Genomic DNA, 19,462 nt, shown 5'->3' with positions numbered 1-19,462 from the left:
GGGTCTGTCGGTTCACCGGTCGGAGGCGTCGGACTTGTCGACGCCGTCCCAGACGTTCGCGTACCAGGGGCGGTCGGCCGCGCCGAGGTCGGTGCGGGACTGCCTGGCCGCGTCCGGGTCGACGACGATGAAGCCCGTCTCCCCCGGCATCACATAGTGCAGCCGCTGCCGGATCTGCTGCTCCGCGTACGCGTCGTCCTGCCAGCGTGCCTTGAGGTCGCGCAGCTTCTCGACCCGCGCGGCGGCCTGCGCCTGCTCCCGCTGGAGGTCGGCGATCTCGGCGCGCTGGGAGACGTACTGCCTTATCGGGTACGCCAGCGCCACCACCAGCGTGCACAGCACGAGGGCGAGCAGCGCGGCCCGGCCGGTCAGCCGGGAACGGCGGGCCTGCCGTTTGGTCTGGGAGCGGTAGACGCGGGCCGCCGTCTGTTCGCCGAGCAGCTTGATCCTGGTCGTGGTGGAGAACCGGTCCCGGTCCTTCACGGCCATGTCCCGCCTCCCCTTCTACGTGCGTACGTCCCCGCACACGGTACGGGACCGGGTACGGGGACGTACGTACGACGCCTACTACGGGGCCGAGGATCAGCCCTCGCGGTGCCTACTGGTTCGCGGAGCGGAACCGCGGGAAGGCGGAGCGGCCGGCGTAGACCGCCGCGTCGTCGAGGATCTCCTCGATGCGCAGGAGCTGGTTGTACTTGGCGACGCGGTCCGAGCGGGCCGGGGCGCCGGTCTTGATCTGACCGCAGTTCACGGCGACGGCGAGGTCGGCGATGGTGACGTCCTCGGTCTCGCCGGAGCGGTGGGACATCATGCACTTGAAGCCGTTGCGCTGGGCCATCTCGACGGCGTCCAGGGTCTCGGTCAGCGAGCCGATCTGGTTGACCTTGACGAGCAGGGCGTTGGCGGAGCCCTCCTCGATGCCGCGGGCGAGACGCTCGGGGTTGGTGACGAAGAGGTCGTCGCCGACGATCTGGACCTTGTCGCCCAGCTTCTGGGTGATGACGTTCCAGCCGGCCCAGTCGTCCTCGTACAGCGGGTCCTCGATGGAGACCAGCGGGTACGCGGAGACGAGCTCCTCGTAGTACTCGGTCATCTCGGCGGCCGAGCGGGACTTGCCCTCGAACTCGTACTTGCCGTCCTTGTAGAACTCGGACGCGGCGACGTCGAGCGCGAGCGCGATCTGCTCGCCGGGGATGTAACCGGCCTGCTTGATGGCCTCGACGATGAGGTCGAGCGCGGCGCGGTTGGACTCCAGGTTCGGGGCGAAGCCGCCCTCGTCGCCCAGGCCGGTCGACAGGCCCTTGGTCTTCAGCACCTTCTTGAGGGTGTGGTAGACCTCGGCGCCCCAGCGCAGCGCCTCGGAGAAGGACTCCGCGCCGATCGGGGCGATCATGAACTCCTGGATGTCCACGTTGGAGTCGGCGTGCGAGCCGCCGTTCAGGATGTTCATCATCGGCACCGGCAGCAGGTGCGCGTTCGGGCCGCCCAGGTAGCGGAAGAGCGGAAGGTCGCTGGCCTCGGAGGCGGCGTGGGCGACGGCGAGGGAGACGCCGAGGATGGCGTTGGCGCCGAGCGAGCCCTTGTTGTCGGTGGCGTCCAGGTCGAACATCGCCTGGTCGATCAGGCGCTGCTCGGTGGCGTCGTAGCCGACGAGCTCCGGGCCGATCTGCTCGATGACCGCGAGGACGGCCTTCTCGACGCCCTTGCCGAAGTAGCGGTTGGGGTCACCGTCACGCAGCTCGATGGCCTCGAAGGCACCCGTGGAGGCGCCGGACGGAACGGCGGCACGACCCGTGCTGCCGTCGTCGAGGCCGACCTCGACCTCGACGGTGGGGTTCCCTCGCGAGTCGAGGATTTCCCGGGCTACGACGACGTCGATGGACGGCACGAGCATCTCCTTCTTGGATGTGACACGGTCCGCCGGGACCGCGGTGGGTTCTGCGAGACCGAGCCTAACCGGCTCCGGGGGATCAGCCACCGCGTGGACCGCCCCCTGGACAGAACCGAGAGTAAATTGTTTCTGAACTGAACAAAGACACTCCCGGAAACCGGGCAGAAAAAAACCCCGCCCCGGTGCGTACGGGGGAACACGCACCGGAGCGGGGAGCCCGTGGGGACGGGGGGCCCTCACGAGGCCTTCATCCTGAAGGACACGGTTGTGAGGGCGCTGTGGTTCAGCTGGGAGCACTCCTCATTTACTTGAGGTGCAGCTGCTGACCCGGGTAGATGAAGTCGGCGTCGGTGACGATGTCCTTGTTCAGCTTGAACACCTTCTGCCAGCCGCCCTTGACCTTGTGCTTCTCGGCGATCGAGCTGAGGGTGTCGCCCTTGACGACCTTGTACTCGCCGTCACCCTTCTTGACCTTCTTGCCGGTCGGGGTGGTGACGGTCTTCTTCTTGGCGGCCGGACGCTCGGACGAACGCGAGGCGCTCTGCTCGTCGGACGAGCGGGTGCTCGTGTTCGAGGAGCTCGAAGAGGAGTTGCCGGAGGAGGACGAGCTGCTGCCGCCGCTGTAGGAGGCGCCGGACAGGCCCACACCACAGCTCGGCCAGGCACCCTTGCCCTGAGAGGCGAGGACCTTCTCGGCGACGGCGATCTGCTGCGACTTGCTGGCCTGGTTGGCGGTGGAGGCGTACGCCGTGCCGCCGTACGCGGCCCAGGTGGAGGCCGAGAACTGCAGGCCGCCGTAGTAGCCGTTGCCGGTGTTGATGGACCAGTTGCCGCCGGACTCGCACTGGGCGACGGCGTCCCACTCGGAGGCGGTGGCGGCGGAGGCGCTGCCGGCCGCCATCAGCGGGGCGGCTATGGCGACACCGGTGACACCGGCGAGTGCGGCGACGCGGGTGGCCTTGGAAGGACGACGGTGCTTGCCCTGTCCGGAAAACAGCATGGTGGATCCCCTCACCGACGCCTGCGAGGTGAGCTGTCGGGTTCGGGCCGGTTGAGTTGCCCGGCCGCGCACCTCCCGGTGCACGACTTAACCCCAAGCCGGTCCAGCGTGAACTGCTGGGCCCGGCACTTACCTTGGGTCCCCCGCTCCTGCCTACGGCGCTTGACGCGACGACTGTTCCCGTTCGGCCGCTGGCAGGATTCGGCGTTGCGACAGACGGGGCTCGGGTTGCCGAGCGGTCACGACCGTAGACACGCGCTCGGCGGAATTTCAAAGACGATCAGGGCTTCTGAGACTCATCCCACACTTTCACCAAACTGGACATTCAGTGCGAAGTGTGACGGTAACTCCCGCTGTTTTTCTGGGCTTTTCAGCCCTATTCAGCCCCTGTGTCGAGCGTCTGACCGGCGACGATGTTGCTCGGGTCGGTGCCGATGCGGTCCTTGTTCTCGGCGTAGAGGGCACGCCATCCGCCGTCGAGGCCAAGGGAGTCGGCGATGGAGACGAGGGAGTCGCCTTCCTGGACGGTGTAGGTCCGGGCGGCATGGCGGCCCGCGGTGGCGGGCGCGCTCTTCGTCGCGACCTCGCCGGCGCTGTCGCCGCGGTGCTTGCCGGAGCCGAGCGCGCCGACGTCGACAAGGGCCGAAGAGCTGCCCTCCTGCCACGACTTGTCCGCTTCATCCTCTTCTGGGCTCACAACGGGCGAGCCGCTGGGAGGCTGCGCGTTCTCCGCGGCGGATCCCTTGGATGCGGAAGGGCTTGATTTGCCCGACTTGCCGGAATCGTCGTCAGCGCTGGGCGCAGTGGCCGGCGACGAGGGCGTCGCGGTCGATCCGTCCAGTGCGTCGAGCAGACCGGAAGACTCCTCGGAGCCCGACGAGTTGGAACCAGACGAACCGGATGTACCGGACGATTCCGATGAACCCGACGCGGAGGCCGAGGGCGTCCCGCTCCCCACACCCGTGTCCACGCCGGCCGAGCTCGCGTCCTTGCTGAGCCCGGCGAGCAGACCGCAGGTCGGCCACGCGGCGATGCCCTGGTCGTCGAGGAGCTTCTCGGCCACGGCTATCTGCTGGTTGCGGCTGGCCTGGTCCGCGGTCTCGGCGTACGCGAGGCCGCCGTACTTCTCCCAGTTCTCCTGGGACATCTGCAGACCGCCGTAGTAGCCGTTGCCGTCGTTCGCGCTCCAGGAGCCGCCGCTCTCGCACTCCGCGACGTGGTCCCAGGTGGTGCCGGTCGCTGCGCTCGCCCCGGTCGCTCCGAGCAGTGGGATCGCGATGGCGGATCCCGTCACACCGGCCGCCACGAGGAGAGCCGGAGCCTGACGGGGGCGACGGTGACGACCGTTCCCGGAGAGCATGGAGGGACCTTTCCCGAGGGAGCAGAAACGCGCGCGGAGCTCTACGAGAGGCACCGCGCTGGTCCGTGAACGTATAGGGGTTCGATCACTTGTCACAAGTTAATGCCGCGTAGATCACGTGAAGATCACAGACTTGAGGTCGTGTCATGTTTAAGCGGGCCTTCACCGGGCCAGGCCGGACGTCTCGGTCGATTACCGCACGGGCGTGAACTCCACGGGCAAAGTGCGTAGTCCGCGCATGATGAGCCCACCGCGCCAGCGCAAATCAGCCGAATCCACCGCGAGTTGCAGGTCGGGGAGACGGGTGAGGAGCGTGGCGAGCGCGGTCTGTCCTTCCAGACGGGCGAGCGGGGCGCCCAGGCAGTAGTGGATGCCGTGGCCGTAACCGAGGTGCTGATTGTCACGGCGGGAGAGGTCGAGGACGTCGGGGTCGGCGAACCGCTCCGGATCCCGGTCCGCAGCGGCGAGCACGACGAGTACGGGGTCACCGGCCGCGATGTCCTGCCCGCCGATCCGCAGCGCCTGGGTGGCGAACCGCCAAGTGGCCAGCTCGACCGGGCCGTCGTACCGGAGGAGCTCCTCCACGCCCGTCTCCAGGAGTCCTCTCTCCTGCTCGACCAGAGACGCCTGAAGCCGGTCTCGCTGTTCGGGGTGGGTGAGAAGGGCGTAGACCCCGTTGCCGATGAGGTTCACGGTGGTCTCGAAACCTGCGAACAGGAGGATGAAGGCCATGGCGGCGGCCTCGTTCTCGGTCAGGTGCTCGCCGTGGTCGGAGGCGCGGATGAGCCCTGAGATGAGGTCCTCGCCGGGGGTGGGTTCGGCGGGCAGCGCTTCCCGCTTGCGGTGGATGAGTTCGGCGAGATAGCCGCGCATCTTCTTCACGGACCGCGCGACCCCGCCCCGTGGGCCTCCCCCGTGGCGGATCATCATGCCCGCCCAGTCCCGGAAGTCGTCCTGGTCCTCGCGGGGGACGCCGAGCAGGTCGCAGATCGCGTAGATGGGGAGCGGGAAGGCGAACTCGTGGATGAGGTCGGCGCACCCCTTCTCCGCGAACCCGTCGATGAGACGGTCCGTCAACTCCTGCACCCGCGACTCGAACTCGGCGACCCTTCTGGGTGTGAACGCCTTGCTGACGAGCCGTCGCAGGCGGGTGTGGTCCGGCGGGTCGATGTTCAGCAGATGCGTCATCAGCTCCGCCTTGCGCTCCCCCGGGATACCGGTCTTGCCCTTGGCGTGCTCGGGCTCGTCGTGGTGCGCCGGGTTCTTGCTGAGCCGCTGGTCGGCGAGCGCCTGCTTGGCATCGGCATACCGGGTGACGAGCCAGGCCTCCACCCCGCTGGGAAGACGCGTCCGATGAACGGGCGCGTGCTCACGGAGCCAGGCATAGGCGGGATAGGGGTCGGTGGCGAACTCCCAGGAGAACAGCTCGGGGGCCACGGGAGTGGGAGTCGCGGGGACGGGGGTTCCGGGGGCAGGGGTCGTGGGGGTGGCAGCCCCGGGGGCGGGGCTCGCGGGGGCGGCAGCCCCGGGGACGGCAGCCCCGGGGACGGCAGCCCCGGGGACGGGGGTCCCGGGGGCAGGGCTCGCGGGGACGGGGGTCCCGGGGGTGGCAGCCCCGGAGGCGGGAGCCCCAGGGGCGGCAGCCCCGGAGGCGGAAGCGGCAGCCCCGGGGGCGGCAATCGCCGAGTCGGAAATCGCCGGGGCGGGGGCCACTGGAGTGGGAGTCGCGGAGGCTGGGCCGGCGGGGGGCGGAGTCACGGGGGTGGTGGCGGGCTGGTCGGTCACTCCTTGACGTTATCCGGCGGGGTCATGCGGTGTGGTGTGGTGCCTCTGCCTCCCGGATCGCGTCCCGGTACGCCCGTGCCGCCGCGCGCAGGGCGGCCTCCGGGTCGATGCCCTCCGTCTCGGCGCGGGCGGCCAGGGCGAGGAGTTCGTAGCCGATGCCGCCGGTGTTCGGGAGGGGGACCTCCAGGCCGGCCGTGCGGACACGGGAGGTGAGCTTGGCGGCGAGGGCCAGGCCCGGCTGGCCGAGGGGGACGCCGTCGGTCACGGAGGTGCGCTGCTTCTCCGTCGCCTTGGTGCGCAGCCAGTGCGCCTTGACCTCCTCCGGTGTCGTCGCCGTCTCGTCGCCGAAGACATGCGGGTGACGGTGGATGAGCTTGGCGACGATGCCGCCTGCGACGTCGTCGACGGAGAACGGGGCGTCCGGGTCGTCCTCGGCGATGCGAGCGTGGAAGACGACCTGGAGCAGGACGTCCCCGAGCTCCTCGCGGAGTTCGTCGCGGTCGCCCTCCTCGATGGCCTCGACGAGTTCGTACGCCTCCTCGATGCCGTACTTCGCCAGGCCCTTGTGGGTCTGCTGGGAGGACCAGGGGCACTCGGCGCGGATGCGGTCCATGACCTGGACGAGGTCGAGGAGCCGGGCGCCCGGCAGGTCGTAGGAGGCGGGGAGCAGTTCCAGCTCGGGCATCTGCGTGCGTCCGGAACCGGCGAGGCGGGCCAGACCGTCCGTGAGGGCCGGCTCGCCCTCGCCCGTGGCCACGACGACCACCATGTGCCCGCCCACGCAGGCGCCGACCAGTTCCTCGGCGGTCGGGGACGTCTCCTCGACCCGTATGCCCGCCTCGCGCAGATACGGCAGCTGGGTGTGGGCCCCGTCCGCGCAGAGAACACGGTCGGCGGCGTGCAGCGCCTGCCAGGCGGGCCAGGACAGCAGGCCCGGGGCGACCCGGTGGCTGGTGGTGAGCAGGACGATGCGGCCGTGGGCGGACGCCGTGTCGGGGTCCTGGTCGGGGGCGGGCTCGAAGCCGGTTGCGTTCACGATTCGAAGCTAACGCACGGCACCGACGGGGAGATCAGGTTGTCCACAGGCCAGGGGTCGCGGGGGGATCATATGATCTTCCGTCTGTGCAGGTGTCGTCACATCACGGCACCACATGCCCCGACGGGTGGCCGGTCCTGGCGACCCCGTGGCCGCTCGGCCCCGCGGCCCCGCTACGTGGTCTGCTCGCTCCCCGTCGCCGTGACGTCCCGTACCCACGGGGTCTTCACGTCGACGCGGGTGCTCGTCTTGGCGTCCCAGGTGCCGTAGCGCGGGTTGAGGTCCACGTCGAGCTCCTTGGAGGCCTTGCTCAGGGCGCTCCAGAAGGCGGGGGTGCCGGTTTCGGTGCCGAGCCCGGTGGCGAGCTTCTGGGCCTCCAGCCGAAGGTGGAGGTTGTCGTCGAGTCGCTCGGGCGGGATGCCGTACTGGTCGAACCAGGCCGTCTCCAGGGCCTTGGCGCTGCCGGCCTGCTCCTCCAGGGCGGACCTCAGCTTCTGGACCTCCTTGCGGGTCACGGTCACGCCCGCGTTCTCGGCCGCCCGGTGCAGCACCCGGTCGAGGACCATGGTGTGCAGGACGTCCCGGGCGAGCGTGCCCTTCGCGGCGACTGTCTGCCCGGTCTGGTCCGTGCCGACCGTCCGCTGTGCGTCCCGCACCTCGGTCACCCGGTTCTCCAGCTGGGCGACGGTGATCCGCTGGTTGCCGACGACGGCCGCCGCGCCGGGATGCGCGTCGCTTCCGCAGGCGGTGAGAAGTGGTGCCGCGGCGACGAGGGCGGCGGAGAGGACTAGCGCGGTGCGACGACGGCGGTGCAAGGAAGCCTCCCGAGGAGATTGTGCGACGGTGCACAAGGTCTTGCGGTGATCGATGGTAGGCAGTGGCTGGGCTGGGGCCAAGCCATTCGACCAACGATTCACCGGGACTTCGGGCACCGCCGCGCGGCCCCGCACCGCGCCGTCGCTTCCGCACACGCGTGTGCGGCTCTCAGCCGGTGATCGCCACCGGCCCGTCCCAGGCGTCCCGGTCCACGGTGATCGTGTAGCCGCCGCGGCTCTCCTTGCTGTTCACCAGGTACTGGTGGCCACGGCTGTGATCCGTGTACTGCTTGGCGCCGAAGGGCCAGTCCGCGGTGGTGGTGTTCTGCTTGTCCCACAGCGCGTACCAGAGGTTGCCCGGCAGATCGGTCTTGTCGGTCGCGTTGGCGATGGCCTTGGCGCTGGAACTGGTGAAGCCGTAGAAGCCCGCGCGGTACGTCTTGGCACGCAGGGTCTTGTCGAACGCGCGCACATAGGTGAGCACGGCGTCGTTGCACGCCTTGTTCGTGATGTCGTACGACTCCATGTCCAGGTAGATCGGGCTGCCCACCTTCATGCCGAGCGCGGCGGCCTTGGCGACCGCGTCCGTGCCGTCCTTCGCGCCCAGGGACGCGGCGGTGGAGGCGGTGAGCTTCTCCGGGCTGGAGCCCGTCTGGCAGGACGGCTGCGCGCCGACGTACAGGGGGATGAGCTTCCAGCCGACCGTGCTGACCGACTTGACCCAGGAGGCGGTCAGGTTGGGCTGGGCGCAGCCGCGGTTCTTGCCGCCGATGTAGACGGCGGCGGCGCCGTAGAGGCCGCCGTGCCAGGCCTTCATGGCGGACAGGGAGGGGGCGGCGCAGGTGTCGAACGCGCGGCCGGTGTACGTCTTCTGGGCGGGCCAGGTGGTCGCGGCCATCGAACTCTGCGCGGCGAGTCCCGCTCCGGCGACGACGGCGGCGCCGGCCACACCCCACGTGGCGTATCTGCGCTTCTTCGACTGCCTATGGCTGGACATGGACGACCCCACCCCTGGTTGTGCTGGTGATTGTGCTGGACATGGCTTGCATGGCCGGAACGACGCGTAAAGCTATCCGGCGCCGGCCATGTCTTTCGGAAACATAAGCCCCTGTGGTTCACAAGTTTCTCCCAGGGGGCGGGAAAATCTAGCCGCGCACCTGGCTCAGCCATTGCAGCGTCCGGCGGATCTCCACCGCGAGCGGGTGTCCGGGACCCTGGAGCCGTTCCACGTCGTGCAGCAGTCGCGCGAGGGTGTCGTGGGCGGCGGCGCGGTCACCGAGGGCGAGCAGGAGGTGGCCGACGCGGCGGCGGACGTCGTGGGCGAGTTCGGGACCGCCGGCGACGTACTGGTTCTCGTAGTACGGCAGCAGCGCACGGTATTCGGCCAGTGCCGCCGCCGGTTCGCCGAGTTGTTCCAGGCACTGGGCGGCGTCGTAGCGGAAGCGCAGGGACTGCGGGTCGGCCTGGCCCGCCTCGGAGGCGCGTTCGTCGGCGAGACGGCGCAGTTCGGGCAGCGCGCGCCGGTACTGACCGTCGTCCATGAGGGTGGCGGCGTACTGCTTGCGCAGGGTGCGTACGACCGGGGAGTGCACGCCGTGCTGTTCGGCGGCCGCGGGCAGGATCGCGCCGAGGATGTCGACGGCCTGGGTGATGCGGCCCTCGCCGAGGAGCCGCTTGACCTCGTCGACCGCACGCGCGACGTCGGGCTTCTCGGCCTTCCCCGGAACGGGCGTGGCCGGGGCGGGCTGGGGGGCGGGCGTGCGCGCGCGGTCCGGCCAGGGAGCGTGCGGACGCAGGAAGGGGCGCGTGGGGTCGAGGGGCGCTCCGGTGGGCGTCCCGCGCGCGGGCAGGAGCAGTGACAGGTCCTCGTAGACGTCCTGCGCGGAAGCGGGGCGGTGCTGCGGGTCCTTGGCGAGCAGGCGCAGGACGAGTGCCTCCAGCGCCTCGGGGACCTCGGGGCGGGTACGGCGCACGGGCAGCGGGGGCTCGTACAGGTGCCGGTGCAGCACGCCGAGCGCCGTGGAACCGGCGAACGGGACGTCGCCGCTGAGCAGTTCGTGCAGCAGGACCCCGAGTGCGTACAGGTCGGTGTAGGGGCCGACCGCGCCGCCCATCGCCTGCTCGGGCGCCATGTAGGCGGGTGAGCCGATCGGCGAGCCGGTGTGGGTGAGGCGGGTGGTGTCGGTGTCCATGACCGAGGCGACACCGAGGTCGAGGACCGTGATCGTGCCGTCCTGCTTCACCATCACATTGCGCGGCTTGAGGTCGCGGTGGATGATCGGCACGGCGTGCACGGCGCTCAGCACGGCGCACAGTTGCGCGGCGACCGCGACCGCCCACTGCCAGGGGTACGGGTCGTGTTCGGCGAGATGGTCGGAGAGGTCCGCGCCGTCGACGTACTGCATGACGAGGAACAGCTCCTCGCCCTCGCTGCCCGCGTCGTGCACGGTGACGAGGCCTGGGTGGTCGACCTGTGCGGTCACCCGGCACTCGCGCACGAACCGGCGGCGCAGTTCGTCCGCCTCCTGTCCGGCCACCTTGTCGGGGCGCAGCAGTTTCACCGCCACGCGCCGGTCGAGCCGCCCGTCGTACGCCGTCCACACCTGTCCCATGCCGCCCTGTCCGATGAGCGTGGACAGTTCATAGCGGTCGGCGACGACACGTCCTGCCGCCACGGTCACCAGCCGCCGCTCTCATGGGTGCCGCCGTGATCGCCGTCGTGGTTGCCGTCGTGCTTGCGCAGGTAGTCGCTGAGTTCGTCGAGTTCGGCGCGCACCTGGTCGATGCGGACGGGCGCGGGACGCTGGGGCGGGGCCGGTACGACACCCGGGCCCGGGACCGGAGGCACGGGCGGCGGCTGGGGTTGGGGCTGCGGGTGCGGATGCGGCTGGCCGTTGGAGATGTACGGCGGGGCGGGCTGCGGCACCGGCTGCGGATAGCCGTAGCCGGAGTGGACGGTCGGGCCCTGGGGCGGCGGGTAACCGGCGAATCGCAGCTGCTGCTGGACCCGGATGTCCATCACCAGGAAGTGCACGCTGCTGAACAGGCCCAGGAGCAGGACCAGCCCCATGGCGACGTCGGTCCTGGGGTCGCTCTCCGGCAGCGAGCCGACCACCGCGAGACACGCGATGGAAAACGGAAGGCTCGCCCAGGCCAGCACCCAGTCGATCCCCCGTCCACGCAGGAAGGCGACCCGGAACAGCGGTGCGCAGGCGAACAGACCGCACGAGAGGAAACCGGCGGCGGTGAACAGCACGCGCAGGGTGATGACGGTGCCTGCGCTGCGGGCGGGCGGCACCGCGCCGTGGCCGTACATGACTGCTCCTGGACCGGGTGAAGCCGATGGGGACGGAGTTCGAGCGTATAGGCCGACACGGACATGCGTTCCCGGGTTGTACCGAACCGTTGTCGAGCTGATCACTTCCCACGGCCGCGCAGGTCGCGCGGAGTTACGGCTTCCGCCTCAGTCGGGTGCGACCGTCCCGTCCGTCAGTCCGTCGTACATCCCGCGTACGAGCTGCTCCCCGAGCCGGCCCGCGCGTCGAAGGGCCCGCTCGAACTCGTCCAGCGCGCGGAAGCGTTCGCCGTAACGCCGTTGCTCGTCGAGCGGGAGCCGGGGCAGGTGGAGCCGGCGCACGTCCAGGCGTGTCGCGGTGGAGGCGTAGCTGCTGGCCTGGCGGTTGTTCGCGGTGCCGCGCAGGAAACCGGCGAGGAACCAGGGGTCGAGCGCGGCGGGATCGGGGCGCAGCAGCACGAGGTTGCGCCCCAGGGCGGCACCCCCGGTCGCCTCGTCGATCACGCGCGCCACCGAGCCCCCGCCGAGCACCGGTACGACGACGTCGCCCGGCTCGGTCAGCACGGCCTCCTCCTCGCTCTCGGGAAGCGTCCCGGAGGGGTCGGCCCCGGAGAGGACGTCGTGGTCGGTGAGGACGGGCACACGCGCGTGGCCGCCGTTTCCGCCCGTGCGCAGCAACAGGGCGCCTCCGCGCGCGAGTTCGCCGATGGTGGTCAGCGGCCAGCGTGCGGGGTGCGCGGCGTCGGCGCGCGGCGGGGTCAGGTCGACGGTCAGGCGGAGCGTCTCGTTCAGGCGCTCGCGCACGGCCGTGAGCTGTTCGGCGCCGTCGGCCATCGTGGCGGGGGGCAGGTGGCGGGCGGGGGCGAGGTCCACGTCGTCGTCGAGGAGTTCGATGACGGGCAGCGCGCGGGCCAGCCCGGGCCGTTCGGCGAAACGGCCGGCCCGGCCGAAGGTCTGCCAGGCGTCGAGCACGGCCTCGCGCACGGCCCGCCAGTCCGGTCCGCCGCGTCCCTCCCCCGCGAACTGCCCCGTGTCGACGAGCAGCACCTCGGGCTGCGCGGGCGCCTTCTCGGGCCGGCGCAGCACCCACAGGTGCAGCGGGATGTTGTACGGCGGTGCCGCCCCGACCGGCAGGGCGATCACGGCACGCAGGGCACCGCGGCGCAGCAGGTCGGCGCGGATACGGCGGCCGGAGCGGCGGGAGGCGGCGGCGGGAGGCATGAGCAGGACGGCGGCGCCGCCGTCCTTGAGGCGGGCGAGCGCGTGCTGCACCCAGGCCAGCTCGGACTCGGTGCGGGCCGGGAAGCCGTACTCCCAGCGGGGGTCGTAGGCGAGTTCGTCATGGCCCCAGTTGCGTTCGTTGAACGGCGGGTGGCACAGGACGGCGTCGGCGTGCAGCCGGGGGTGGGCGTCGGCGCGCAGGGTGTCCCCGGTGGCGCCGTGGATGGTGGACCAGGTGTGCAGGGCGAGCCGGAGCGTGGTGAGCGCGGCGAGTTCGGGGGCGCTGTCCTGGGCGTAGAACTCCTGGTCGGGGCGGGTGGCGGCGGCCCGCAGGAGGGCCCCGGTGCCGCAGGCCGGATCGAGGACGGTGCGGGCGGGACCGACGAGGTCGGCCATGAGGGCGGCCAGGTCGGTGGGGGTGAGCGTGTACTGACGCGGGTTGGCGTCGAGGTACCGGCCGAGCAGGAACTCGAACGTCTGACGGGCGCCCAACTCAGCGGCCAGCTCGGCGACTCCGCGCAGGAGGGGGGCGGAGTGGCGGAGTTCGGGGGTGGTGGGGGCATGGACGGCCGGGTGGGTGTCCACGGGAGCGCCGGTCGGCGGGGTGGGCACGCCGTTCCTCGGGTCGGCCGCGGTGTGCTCGGCGCTCGCGGAGGTGATGGTGTTCACGGTGTTCGCGGCGCTCGCGGTGTTCACTGCTGCGGGTCGGGCCGCGTCGGATGCGTGAACCGAGCCCGGGGTGTTCACGGCGGCCGGGGTGTTCACAGCCCGAGACGGGTTCACGGCGGGAGGCGCATTCCCGGCGGAAGGCGTGTTCACGGCCGACGGGGATCCGAATCGCGGCGTCAGCACCTCCCGCAGCGCCCCCGGCAGCATGTCCGCGAGGCGCTCGTCGGAACCGGCGCTCACGTCCAGCCAGACCGGCGAGCGGTCGTGGATCAGCAACAGGACACAGCCCGCGTGGGTGAGTGCGGTGACCGGGCCCTCGGGGTGGCCCGAGAGCTGCTGCCAGACGCGCTCCCGCAGGGGCACTTCGGCGAGTTTCCCCTGCTTGCGGAGCCAGGACTCGACTTCCGCCAGCGCGAAGGACGGGCTGGTCTCGGTGCCGCCGACAGGTCGCGGGAAGTCGGCGTGCCGACGGCGCCAGTTGCTGACGGCCGCGCGGCCGACGCCGGCCAGCCGCGCGATCCCGGCGGCGGTCACCTCAGTCGCGTTGCCCTGCACCGCACGCTCCCCTCGTCGTACGGGCCGTCCCTGCGCCCCGCCTGTGCGCCGAGCATACCGACGTACGCAAGATCTACCCGTTCACGGGCGTGTACACGCGATTCCGCGTGAACACGGCTGACTCGGTTCACAGGCTCTGCTCTTATTGACCCAGCGAACGAGTGACTACCGAAGACGGTGGTCACCACGTCAGGAGGGCGGGACACAGCCATGGGCGTGCTCGCCGCCGCTCAGGGCGCGACCGGCCGCAGCGCAACGCGCCCCACCTCAGCACCTCACGCCATCACCTCACCGCAACCCCACCGAGGAATCGCCATGCGTCGTACCGCACTTGCCGCTCTCTGCATCGCCGCCGCGGCCACCGCAGGACTCACCGGCTGCCAGCCGGGCCAGGACACGGCGGACACCGGCACGGGCACGTCCAGCGCGTCCGCCACGCCGGGCAAGCCGGCCGCGAAGAAGGAGGCGTTCGCCGGGCTGACCGGCGGCGAGATAGCCGACCGGGCCACGAAGGCGACGACCGGCGCCTCCTCGCTGCGCATGAAGGGCGACATCCCCGACGACGAGAGCGGCGGCATCATCAGCCTCGACGTCACCCTGAACAAGAAGGGCGAGTGCGCCGGCACCATCGGCATGGGCGGCAAGGGCAAGGCGGACCTGATCAAGACCGGCGACACCGTGTACATGAAGTTCGACGAGGCGTTGCTGCGCGAGCAGAGCGAGGGCGAGCCCAAGTCGGACACCGAGGCTGCCGTGGCCATGCTGGCCGGCAAGTGGACCAAGACGAAGGCGACGGGCTCGGACGCCAAGGAGTTCGAGAGCTTCTGCGACCTGGGCGCGGTGCTCGACGGTGCCGAGGACACCAACTCCGACGCGAGCCGCGGGAAGACGACCGCTGTCGAGGGGACACCGGCGATCACGCTGCACGAGAAGGACGGCAAGGACCGCTACACCCTGTACGTCGCCACCGAGGGCAAGCCGTACCTGCTGCGGATCGACAGCACGGCCGGAGCGGACCAGGGGTCCGTCTTCTTCAGCGACTTCGACAAGCCGGTCCCGACGCAGAAGCCCGCCGGCAAGATCCTGGACCTCGACGCCCTGGGCGGCTGAACCACGGAACCGACCCGCCCCCAAGACGCCGCAACGGACTGCGGCACGCTCAAAGGGCGTGCCGCATCCACACGTTGGGCTCGACGTACACCGCGTAACCGCGCTCCGGTTCGCACCGCACCGGCACCAGCGCCCCGGGCACGTCGATGTCGCCCCGGGTGTCGAAGGGCAGCCCGGTCCAGCGACGCCACTGCTCCAGTGAGCCGGACACCGTCATGGAGGCCGGTGCCACCGCGTGGACAACGGCTCCGGACCGGGCGTGGACGCGCAGCCAGGGGTCGTGCGGCAGTCCGTCGGGGCGTATGCGGTGGGCGTACTCCTGGATGGGGGTGCGGGGCTCAAGATGCTTGGCGCTGGGGCGGACGGGGGCGACGACCTCGCTGAAGCCGAGGGCGCGGGCACTGTCGCGCATCGCCGAGAGCATCCGGGCGGACAGGCCGTGGCCCTGGAGACGCGGCTCGACGACGACCGAGATCGCGCTGACCGTGTCGGGCCGAACGCCGCGACGCAGGTCGTCGAACGCCCACACGAGCACTTGATCCCAGCCCCGGGCGGGCAGTTCACCGCGTCCTTCCGCGTGTAGGGCGAAGGGCACGCTGTGGGCGTGCGCGACGATCTCACCCCGCTCGTCCTCGGCGAACAGCACGTACTCGGGGAGTTCGGCGGAGATCCGTCCGTAGTGGGCGTTGCCCACGGGATCCTCAGTCACGAACTCGGGCCAGCTGTTCGCCATGCCGAGGACGCGCTCCCGCATCTCGGGACGCTCGGCCAGAGTCGACACCTTCAGCTCCATGCGGTCACCGTAGGCGTGGCACCGGGCACGGGAAACCGCATTTCCCGCCCGCCCCGGCACCCGGCCGCCCGGCCCTGAGCCCGCAACGGCCTCAGGGCGAAGCAACTCCCGGGCCCCGAACCCCCGGGCCCGCAAGGCCTCTCAGTCCGCGTGGAACCTCGGCGGTGCGGCCGTCGGGTTGCCGCCGGTCGGCAGTTTCTGGCCGGCGCAGCCCGAAAGGACCTTCTTCATCGCGGACTTCTCGGCGGCCGTGACCCACAGGTCGTACTTCTTCTTCACGGCGACCTGCGCGGCCACGTAGGTGCACCGGTACGCCTTGTTGGGCGGCAGCCACGTCGCCGTGTCACCGTCGCCCTTGGAGCGGTTGGTGCTCGCGTCCACGGCGAGAAGGTTGAGGGGGTCGTTGGCGAGGGCTATGCGTTTGCTGGCGACCCAGTACTTGGCGCCCTTCTGCCAGGCGTCGGAGAGCGCGACCACATGGTCGATGTCGACCTGGCTGCGTCCGCGCCGGTAGGTCACCTCCTTGCCCGAGTACGGGTCCGACTCCAGCACGCCGTAGGACACCTTGCAGTCCCCGCGAGTGAACTTCACGTCCTCCAGGTCGCGTTTCAGTATGTCGTCGCGGGTGTCGCACTCGTTCGAGTCCGTGTCCGCCCACGCGGTGCCGAACCTGTCGCGGTCGTACCCCGTCTTGGGCGCCCGCCCCTTCACGGTGAGCGACTCCGCGGCAGTGAGGGCCGCACCCGAGCCCCCGGCCTCCTCCGGCCCGCCGGACCCTGCGGTCGTCTCCGCCTTGCACCCGGCCACGGCGAACACCAGCACGACGGCGGCCGCAGCCCCGCCCCTCAGACGCATCACGTGCGCCCCTCCCCTTGCAACCCGGTCCGCCCCCGCAGGGAGCGCCTTCCCTTGAAGGGCGCCGCGCACACCGTAGCCAGCGGGCGCACCGCGGCATTCAGGAGGTCCGGGCCACACCCTTCGAGTGGGCATCACGGACATAACGGCCGTATCGTCGTTTCTGAGTCGCCTCCGGAAGGAGCTCTGGATGGGCATCTTCGACAGGTTCAAGAGCAACCGCCAGATGCAGGACAAGGCCAAGGGCATGTCCGACATGGCGGAACGAAAGGCCAACGACAAGACGGGCAACAAGTACGAGGGCCAGGTCGACGACGCGCAGCAGAAGATCGAAGGGTCGCTCGGCATGGATCGCGACAGGCCCGAACAGCCGTAAGGCCGAAGGCCCGAGAGCCCGCAAGACAAGACCCGAAGGCCCGAGGCCCGAAGGCCCACGGAGGACACCCGACCCGCCGAGCACAGCCCGAGCGGGCTCCCCAACCTCCTCCGACCCAGAGGCCGTCCGCGGAGTTCCGTCTCCGGCGGGCGGCTTCTGCGTCCGCAAAGGTCCGCAGAGGTCCGCCGAGGTCCGCCGAGGTCCGCCGAGGTCAGGCCGGCCACGGCAGCACCGTGAGCTCCGGCCACACCTCTTTCCAGCGTGCGGCCTTGGCCTCGTAGACCTCTCTCGGCGCGAGCACCGGGTTGGGCCGGACCACGAGGTTGAACACGTCGGACAGTCCGTGGGGTGCGTACACGCGCCAGTCGCCGCCGGGGTCAAGCCGCACGCCCAGACAGCAAGTCGTCGCGGCGAAGCGGTCGATGGCGGACTCGGTGGAGTCGTGGGGCGGGCAGGGCACTCCGAACTTCTGCTCGTACCAGAGATGCACGCGGGCCTCGTTGCGGATCTCCACCTCGGCCGGCAGTCCGTCGAACACCTCCCGTCCAGCCTTGATCACGGCATCTTCGGCCTCCCAGGAGAGATCGGTGTCGTCGAAGTAGAAGACGTCGTAGTCCTTGATGCCGTGGGCCGGAGGTCTGCCGGTCATCTCGTTCCACACGGTCTGGTACAGACAGCCCGCCGTCACGTACCAGCCGGGCAGGTCAAGCGTCGCCGTTCCGGCGATCACCTCGGTCAGGATCTCGTTCCGGCCGAGTGCGGAACGGAACCCGTCCAACTGCTCCACGAGAGATAGTCGCCCAAGCATCCGCCCTGCGTATCACGATCAGACCTTCCCTATGCCCAGGGTCGTCTCCGACGGGAGCAACCCTGAGGACAGCACCGCGACCCAGAAGTCTCCGAGCAGGTCCGCGAGACGGGCCGTGGCCGTCACGCCGAGCAACTGCCACGGGGCGGAGGCGAGTTGGTCGGTATGGTGTTCCACTCGGTGCCGGAGGTCGCGGCCGGCGTCCGTGGCGCCGCCCTGCTCGTCGACCAGGCCACGAGCCGTCAGGCGTGCCCGTGCGGACTCCCATTCGCCGGGGCTCCAGCCCCGGCTCTCGAAGCGCTGCACGGACGCGGCGCCGATCGCGGCGAAGGAGACCAGCGACTCAATTGGGTCGAGACCGGCCACCAGCAGGGCCGCCAGGTGGCCGTCGCCCCGATGCTCACGCAGGATCGTCGCCGCCTGCCACAGCTGGAGGTGCGGGGCCTCGGGCCACTCCAGTTCCGCGTTGGCCGCGGCGAGCGGGCGACCCGCCGTGTTCACCGACTCGGCGGCTCTGCGGGCGAGGGCGGCGGCCTCCGCCAGCTCGGGACCGTCGACGCGGTCGCCGAGGATCGCCCGGTAGGCCCGGTCGATGCCTCGCAGTCTCGCCGCGAGTACCGCACCGGGGTCGGCCGTCGCCCACGCCGGGTCGATGTGCTCGGCGACCATGCGCGGGCTGAAGCTGTAGAAGGCGGAGGCCACTCGCTCGGCGCCCACCGGACCCAACGGCGCTGCACGCAGGGGGAAGTAGCTCGGCCAGCGCTCCTTCGTGTCGTACCCGAGCGCCGCCGCCTCCTCGAAGACCTCCGGCGCGTAGTAGAGCACCGCGTGCAGGGGTTCCAGGAGGTGCCAGAGCTGACGCACCCGGGCCGGTTCCACAGCGCCGCCGACCGCACCGGTCACAGCTTCATCGTCGTACTCCGACATGGCGTACCCCCTCCATCGCATCCACAACCTGACGCAACTTGACACTGACTAGATTGCCTCACCCGCCCGAACTTGTCAATGGAAAGATTCCGCGTACGCTGCTGCTCATGGCACCCGCGGAAACGAAGCAGCCGAACCGCCCCTACCACCACGGCGACCTCCGCCACGCGATCCTCACCGCCGCGCTCGATGTCATCGCCGCCGACGGCCCCGCCGGGCTGAGCCTGCGCGATCTGGCCCGCCGCGCCGGCGTCTCGCACGCGGCCCCGGCCCATCACTTCAGGGACCGCACCGGGCTCCTCACGGCGATCGCGGCAGAGGGCTTCGGGCTGCTCGCGGCCACCCTCAAGGAGGCCTCGGACCTCAAGGACGCGGGCGTGCACTACGTACGCTTCGCCCGCGAGCACCCCGCCCACTTCCAGGTGATGTTCACGCCGGAACTGCTGCGCGCGGACGACCTCGAACTCACCACGGCCCGGGCCCTGGCCGCCGACGCCCTGCGCACCTCGGTCTCGGCCGTACAGGCGGAGGACTTCGGCATCGACAGCCGCCTCGCGGGGGTCGCCGCCTGGTCCCTCGCCCACGGCTTCGCCACGCTGCTCCTCAGCCACAGCCTGGACGGCCCGGTCGGCGACAAGGACCCCGAGGAGATGTTCCGGGCACTGGCGACCACGCTGTTCCGCACGCCCTGACCCCACTGAACCCCGAGCTACGGGACCTGCCCCATTGAACCCCGAGCTACGGGACCTGCCCGCAGACGAAGACTCCGGCCGCAGGCCCGGACCGTGGTGCGCACCGCCCCGAGCCGCATGCCCCGACCACACACGGACACCCGAAGCCGCGGGACCCGACCGAACGAGCCACTCACAACCTGCGGGACCCAACCACACGGGTCATCCCCTAGCCGCGCGCTCCGACCGTGCGCACCGCCCCGAGCCACATGCCCCGACCACACCGGGACACCCG

18 protein-coding genes and 1 riboswitch are annotated in these 19,462 nt (G+C 70.7%); of the genes, 3 read left to right on the top strand and 15 right to left on the bottom strand.

The genetic code is table 11. From position 1 onward, the window contains the following. Positions 1-12: 12 nt before the first annotated feature. The 11 genes from ACZ48Z_RS33680 to ACZ48Z_RS33630 all read right to left on the bottom strand — a co-directional run bounded on the left by ACZ48Z_RS33680 (position 13) and on the right by ACZ48Z_RS33630 (position 13,627). Positions 13-489: an FtsB family cell division protein gene (locus ACZ48Z_RS33680; protein ID WP_468739688.1), complete on the bottom strand. Its 477-nt coding sequence runs from the start codon at positions 487-489 to the stop codon at positions 13-15. A gap of 109 nt (positions 490-598) precedes the next feature. Continuing rightward, positions 599-1,894: a phosphopyruvate hydratase gene (gene eno, locus ACZ48Z_RS33675; protein WP_468739687.1), complete on the bottom strand. Its 1,296-nt coding sequence runs from the start codon at positions 1,892-1,894 to the stop codon at positions 599-601. A gap of 301 nt (positions 1,895-2,195) precedes the next feature. Then, positions 2,196-2,891, bottom strand: coding sequence for a transglycosylase family protein (locus tag ACZ48Z_RS33670; RefSeq protein WP_468739686.1), 696 nt, complete (start codon positions 2,889-2,891; stop codon positions 2,196-2,198). Between the two features lie 3 nt (positions 2,892-2,894). Further along, positions 2,895-3,062: riboswitch (cyclic di-AMP (ydaO/yuaA leader) on the bottom strand. 205 nt (positions 3,063-3,267) lie between these two features. Next, on the bottom strand, positions 3,268-4,251 hold the full coding sequence (locus ACZ48Z_RS33665) for a transglycosylase family protein (protein ID WP_468739685.1): 984 nt from the start codon (positions 4,249-4,251) through the stop codon (positions 3,268-3,270). Positions 4,252-4,443: 192 nt separating this feature from the next. Continuing rightward, positions 4,444-5,688, bottom strand: a complete 1,245-nt coding sequence (locus ACZ48Z_RS33660) for a cytochrome P450 family protein (RefSeq protein WP_468739684.1) — start codon at positions 5,686-5,688, stop codon at positions 4,444-4,446. 370 nt (positions 5,689-6,058) lie between these two features. Beyond that, positions 6,059-7,072 (bottom strand): nucleoside triphosphate pyrophosphohydrolase, encoded by a 1,014-nt coding sequence (locus ACZ48Z_RS33655; RefSeq protein ID WP_468739683.1) that lies wholly within the window; start codon positions 7,070-7,072, stop codon positions 6,059-6,061. 173 nt (positions 7,073-7,245) lie between these two features. After that, the gene (locus ACZ48Z_RS33650; RefSeq protein ID WP_468739682.1) at positions 7,246-7,887 is read right to left on the bottom strand and encodes a SurA N-terminal domain-containing protein; all 642 of its coding nucleotides are present in this window, start codon (positions 7,885-7,887) and stop codon (positions 7,246-7,248) included. A gap of 169 nt (positions 7,888-8,056) precedes the next feature. Beyond that, positions 8,057-8,884 carry a glycoside hydrolase domain-containing protein gene (locus tag ACZ48Z_RS33645; protein ID WP_468739681.1) on the bottom strand — a complete coding sequence of 276 codons (828 nt, stop codon included), beginning with the start codon at positions 8,882-8,884 and terminating at the stop codon, positions 8,057-8,059. Between the two features lie 148 nt (positions 8,885-9,032). Next, entirely contained in the window at positions 9,033-10,526 is a 1,494-nt protein-coding gene (locus tag ACZ48Z_RS33640; protein ID WP_468739778.1) for a serine/threonine-protein kinase, read from the bottom strand. 38 nt (positions 10,527-10,564) lie between these two features. Beyond that, positions 10,565-11,203 carry a hypothetical protein gene (locus ACZ48Z_RS33635; protein WP_468739680.1) on the bottom strand — a complete coding sequence of 213 codons (639 nt, stop codon included), beginning with the start codon at positions 11,201-11,203 and terminating at the stop codon, positions 10,565-10,567. A 147-nt stretch (positions 11,204-11,350) separates the two neighbouring features. Then, on the bottom strand, positions 11,351-13,627 hold the full coding sequence (locus tag ACZ48Z_RS33630) for an N-6 DNA methylase (protein WP_468739679.1): 2,277 nt from the start codon (positions 13,625-13,627) through the stop codon (positions 11,351-11,353). A gap of 315 nt (positions 13,628-13,942) precedes the next feature. Between ACZ48Z_RS33630 and ACZ48Z_RS33625 the strand changes: the two genes are divergently transcribed. Continuing rightward, on the top strand, positions 13,943-14,737 hold the full coding sequence (locus tag ACZ48Z_RS33625; protein WP_468739678.1) for a hypothetical protein: 795 nt from the start codon (positions 13,943-13,945) through the stop codon (positions 14,735-14,737). A gap of 49 nt (positions 14,738-14,786) precedes the next feature. Here the strand turns inward: ACZ48Z_RS33625 and ACZ48Z_RS33620 are convergent, their stop codons facing one another. Further along, entirely contained in the window at positions 14,787-15,530 is a 744-nt protein-coding gene (locus ACZ48Z_RS33620; RefSeq protein ID WP_468739677.1) for an N-acetyltransferase, read from the bottom strand. A gap of 141 nt (positions 15,531-15,671) precedes the next feature. Further along, positions 15,672-16,385, bottom strand: a complete 714-nt coding sequence (locus ACZ48Z_RS33615; RefSeq protein ID WP_468739777.1) for an HNH endonuclease family protein — start codon at positions 16,383-16,385, stop codon at positions 15,672-15,674. A 190-nt stretch (positions 16,386-16,575) separates the two neighbouring features. On the opposite strand from ACZ48Z_RS33615, the gene ACZ48Z_RS33610 reads away from it, so the two are divergent. Then, positions 16,576-16,761 carry an antitoxin gene (locus ACZ48Z_RS33610; protein ID WP_468739676.1) on the top strand — a complete coding sequence of 62 codons (186 nt, stop codon included), beginning with the start codon at positions 16,576-16,578 and terminating at the stop codon, positions 16,759-16,761. A 211-nt stretch (positions 16,762-16,972) separates the two neighbouring features. Here the strand turns inward: ACZ48Z_RS33610 and ACZ48Z_RS33605 are convergent, their stop codons facing one another. Together ACZ48Z_RS33605 and ACZ48Z_RS33600 are read right to left on the bottom strand one after the other, a co-directional pair. Next, entirely contained in the window at positions 16,973-17,569 is a 597-nt protein-coding gene (locus ACZ48Z_RS33605; RefSeq protein ID WP_468739675.1) for a nucleotidyltransferase family protein, read from the bottom strand. An 18-nt stretch (positions 17,570-17,587) separates the two neighbouring features. Further along, positions 17,588-18,496: an SCO6745 family protein gene (locus tag ACZ48Z_RS33600; RefSeq protein WP_468739674.1), complete on the bottom strand. Its 909-nt coding sequence runs from the start codon at positions 18,494-18,496 to the stop codon at positions 17,588-17,590. Positions 18,497-18,603: 107 nt separating this feature from the next. Here ACZ48Z_RS33600 and ACZ48Z_RS33595 point away from each other — a divergent pair, with 107 nt between their 5' ends. Then, positions 18,604-19,188, top strand: coding sequence for a TetR/AcrR family transcriptional regulator (locus tag ACZ48Z_RS33595; protein ID WP_468739673.1), 585 nt, complete (start codon positions 18,604-18,606; stop codon positions 19,186-19,188). Positions 19,189-19,462 lie beyond the last annotated feature (274 nt).

The sequence above is a fragment of the Streptomyces sp. NPDC031225 genome (assembly GCF_055570355.1).
Note: the sequence above shows the minus strand (reverse complement) of the source record. Positions and strands in the feature narration are given on the sequence as shown.